This is a genomic window from Haloferula luteola (assembly GCF_014201715.1).
GTDB classification, from domain to species: domain Bacteria; phylum Verrucomicrobiota; class Verrucomicrobiia; order Verrucomicrobiales; family Akkermansiaceae; genus Haloferula; species Haloferula luteola.
Genome location: NZ_JACHFD010000054.1, coordinates 1 through 3,725, shown reverse-complemented (window position 1 = coordinate 3,725; position 3,725 = coordinate 1). Strand labels below are relative to the sequence as shown.

The following is a 3,725-nucleotide window of genomic DNA, read 5'->3' as shown; positions in this document are numbered from 1 at the left end:
CGCCCGCCCGGAAATCGAAAACGACGTCCATCACTCGGCACCATCCGAAGGCAATGGTACGACGGGCTCAACAGGGGTTTTCCGACGGTCTCGTTCGACTTCTACTTTCGTTGTCCCAAGCCTGCCGTCTTTGATGAGTCCATCCCGCTTGAGTTCATCGTAAATGTTCCGCGGCATTCGGATCTTCACACGCCGCCGGAAGAATCGGTCGAATTGAAATGCAAGCGTCTCGGTGGTGAGATCCTGGTTCCTCGCCAGGAAATTCTGGAGGTAGCGAATATACATGGCGGCTTTGTCCACGCTTCGCTTGCAGGCCGCGGCATCGACCGCCTCGGGGTTCTCCGCAGTGTTGACGGCCTTCACAATAGCATGTGCTTGAGCAAGAACCGAATCCTCCCAAATCTCTGTGATGTGGGGAAAATAGAGGAGGATCAACGCTCGGGGCCGATAGAATGCCTCATCAAGCTTCCGGAACACCTCTTTGAGCTGCTCCTCATCCTTCGCTTGCGTCGCGTAGACTACATTCATGTAGCAGGCCGAAACTTCGTTCATGGCAGCGAACAGTTCTTCAAGCTTTTCCCGCAGCAAGGTTTGGCGACTACGGAGATGAAGAAAGACCTGCGTCGCCGCGAAGATGATCAGGGCAACCGATCCGCTAATTATTGCTGTCTGCACGCGATCTTTCTGTCGAACGTCATAGCACACCAACTGCCTGACGGCAGCCGCGCTTTGACTGTGGGTTGAGGGTTCTAATCAGTGTGGAAATCCGACTCGGAGCGGGTCAGGCAGTTGGGTGCTGCGGCTTGTTCGACGATTGTTGTCCGAGCTTACGCAGGAGCCTAACCAATCGCCCAGCCTTTGATTTCACGACGTTCCAGTCCCACTCGGCGGGATCCTTCATGTCGGGGTAGGCATCGCTCCAATTGGCTGCTCGAACCTCCGAATTAACGGCGATGTTGCACTCGATCGTGCCTTGAGCTCGGGAGCGGCACTGCAATCGAATCAAGCCCCATCCCTCTTGCTTGAAGCGATGGGTATGGCCGTCGCACTTCTCCGGGATCAATTCGATCCGCCTCTCGTAAACATGTCCGCCCGCCTCCGGATAGTAGATCGAGTAAAATCGGAATCCCGGAGTGGCATCATCATCCAAATCGTGGTTCAGCGCCTCAGTGCCAGAAAATGCCCGTGCCGGTGAGTCGTAGCGCGAACTCGCCTCCTTCACGATTACCTCACCTTGTCCGAAGATGGCCTCCACAATCTTAGCGAGCTGCTCCCGGCTGATGTGCTGAGTGGCTTGCATGGATTCTCTGTCGAACGTCGAAGTGGTGGCACCCGCTACCGGGAGCGCCAGTCCGACTCAGGATAAAAGGTTCTAATCACGGTGCAATCTCCGACTCGCGGCGGGGTAGCGGGTTGCCACCCACGCCTTGTTCGCCTTGGTTTTTGTTCGATCGGTAGAGAACTTTGGTGCCCTTCGAGATCAAAACAATCTCGAAGGTTTCTCTCGGCGAGTCGTCCTTCAAGGCTCGCAGGTAATCACTCTGTTTGGGCTCACGTCCGTTCAGGATCGCATCGATATAGTCCCGCGCTACGGTCCCGTCTCGCCCGACATACTCTCGGTCGTAAGCCGTGATCGTGAGCCCAGAGGGATGATGCCAGACCTCGGAGAATCGCAGGCAGCCCCCCACAATATCTCCGCTAGTCCCTCCCTCGCTAACAACATGATTCAGCCCGAGCGTGGAAACTAGCTCGGAGCGCTGAATCGAAGCCCGCGAATCGACTTAGCCCTAGTCAGCAAGTGTGCCTGGTCGTCAGAAACTTGGGCACAACCTAGAAAGGCCGTCGCAAAGACAAGACTGAGTAGAGGCCGAAGCATTTTTGGGCGAACGTATGAGGCATGGCGCGACGCCCCCAATGGCGGCACTCCGTGCCAGAATTACGGGATTGAATCATCAAAACACGAATGCAACAAGGCCGCGGTCAGGCGTCGCCATCGCCGGCTTGTTGGGCTTCTTGTTGGTCAGACCGAAAGGCCTCGATCTTCCTTCGGTCTTCTGGAATTTTTGGCGATAGAATCCGCTCATCTTTGCTCCAGTTCGGCGCGGAATACACACCTTTGCTCCCGATCCAGTAATCTTGTCGCCGGATAGCTCCATCGGAGTCTTCGGTGTAGTAGCTCAGGACTCGGGTGAGCTCAGGAAACGGACCGCCAGGCTCTGCTGTCCATGCATCTGCTGGTTGTCCGATCGTAATCTCCACCTCCTTCGCACTCTTCCCGAATAGCCCTGACGTCGCCTTCTGATAGGTAGAACCATCCGGGCGATTCTGGCAAGCCAGCAGCGTTAGTGACAAAGCGCCGACTATCGATCTCATGAATTCTTGCCCAACGTTAGAGGTGACTCACGACTGCCCGGGGCTGGGCTCCTGTTCCACAGGAGGCAAGACGCGGGTAGGCGTTGAGTCCACCGTCTTGTTGGCTTTCTTTTTGTCTTCCAGCGCGGCCTTGTAATTGCCTCGTACAATCGTCTCAGCAATTCTGAAAGCGATCGCACGGAGCACAAGGCTCGTCTTCAGGTGGTAAGTGTCGTCTATGACAATCTCTCCCTCACACAGCGGAACATTCGGAAACGCATCCACAAAATCGCTTGTAACCCGCCCCCCATCATGCACCAAACAATTCCTGATTTCCTTTACCTCCAATAATGTATTGTAATCAGTTTGGTGTTTCTCTCCACGAATTACATACCAAGAACTATACGGATCAACCTTGAAATCAAACGCGCTCTTAAGAAGATTGATGAGCCCATGAACGGATTGTCCTTCAGACTCGCCATGCTCGATTTCTCTCTCAACTAGGGCATGTTGGAGATCATCTACGGAAGCGAAGTCACCGGACATGCTCACTACATCGGCAAAGCTCAAAGTGGCCTTTTTTGCTCGGTTTCCCGCTGCTAAGATTCTGGGGTGCTTTCTGAACAGAGCATGAACAGAGCTTCGCAGAAAGACCTCAAACGCTGTCCATCTTAGGAGAAAGCAACTTCGGTTAGCTATCTCTGAGGCTTTCGCTGCCACTTCTCCTGGTTTGCCAATCGAGTGCGCGAGCTTCAAAAATGTCTTTTGCGTTTCTTCGAATTGGGACTGATCCTCGACATCCATACTCAATGGAGCACTTGCCTTCACGGAAAGTTTTACCGAGAAACTCTTTTTCCCAGGCTCTGGCAGCTTTTCGGCGGGCAGGGACCTCTTCGCCTCAGGCCAAATCACAATCTGTTCAGATGTCTTAGGGTGGATCTGCACGGGGGCAAGAGCACCAGTAGACGCCAATTCTTCGATCTCCTTTAAGTCGCTGCCTGTACGCTTCGCACACTCTGCGAGGGAAATCCATTCACATGAAAGGTCAACCGACTCGACTTCTTGGTCGGCGACGCAGAAGGACAATTCGTCATTCTTTGGCACGGGGGAACTAAAACTCTTCACATCGTCTTTCGGGAAGCGGAAGAGGAGTTGCTCCGTAAGGCCAAATGCGATTTCAGTTAGCCCTTCAAACTCATCGATGGACTGAAGGCTGGCAAGGAACCGCTTGTAAGGTTCAAAAGATTTTAGGTCGCTGCCTTTCATGTGTTCTGAAGCAGACCCTATGGCTGCGACTTGAAGCAGTCGGGCACCGTTGGAGTAGGTTGAGGGTTGGGAAAGTGGTGTCGTGTCTGGTTCAAATCGTGGGCTAT

At 53.9% G+C, this 3,725-nt stretch carries 5 protein-coding genes; all 5 read right to left on the bottom strand.

Annotation, left to right across the window (positions count from 1 at the left end; translation table 11 throughout):
- Nucleotides 1–30: 30 nt before the first annotated feature.
- Nucleotides 31–675: a hypothetical protein gene (locus HNR46_RS20280; protein ID WP_184022488.1), complete on the bottom strand. Its 645-nt coding sequence runs from the start codon at nucleotides 673–675 to the stop codon at nucleotides 31–33.
- 106 nt (nucleotides 676–781) lie between these two features.
- Nucleotides 782–1,300, bottom strand: coding sequence for a hypothetical protein (locus HNR46_RS20275; RefSeq protein WP_184022487.1), 519 nt, complete (start codon nucleotides 1,298–1,300; stop codon nucleotides 782–784).
- A gap of 76 nt (nucleotides 1,301–1,376) precedes the next feature.
- Nucleotides 1,377–1,688 carry a hypothetical protein gene (locus tag HNR46_RS20270; RefSeq protein WP_184022486.1) on the bottom strand — a complete coding sequence of 104 codons (312 nt, stop codon included), beginning with the start codon at nucleotides 1,686–1,688 and terminating at the stop codon, nucleotides 1,377–1,379.
- Nucleotides 1,689–1,980: 292 nt separating this feature from the next.
- Nucleotides 1,981–2,373 carry a hypothetical protein gene (locus tag HNR46_RS20265; RefSeq protein WP_184022485.1) on the bottom strand — a complete coding sequence of 131 codons (393 nt, stop codon included), beginning with the start codon at nucleotides 2,371–2,373 and terminating at the stop codon, nucleotides 1,981–1,983.
- Between the two features lie 27 nt (nucleotides 2,374–2,400).
- Nucleotides 2,401–3,725 (bottom strand): hypothetical protein (locus HNR46_RS20260; protein WP_221285313.1); only part of this gene is annotated, 1,325 nt, incomplete at its 5' end.

Bases quoted from the DNA above. Each gene is read 5' to 3' on its own strand.
- HNR46_RS20265 (WP_184022485.1), bottom strand. From the start codon at position 2,373: ATGAGATCGATAGTCGGCGCTTTGTCACTAACGCTGCTGGCTTGCCAG.
- HNR46_RS20275 (WP_184022487.1), bottom strand. From the start codon at position 1,300: ATGCAAGCCACTCAGCACATCAGCCGGGAGCAGCTCGCTAAGATTGTG.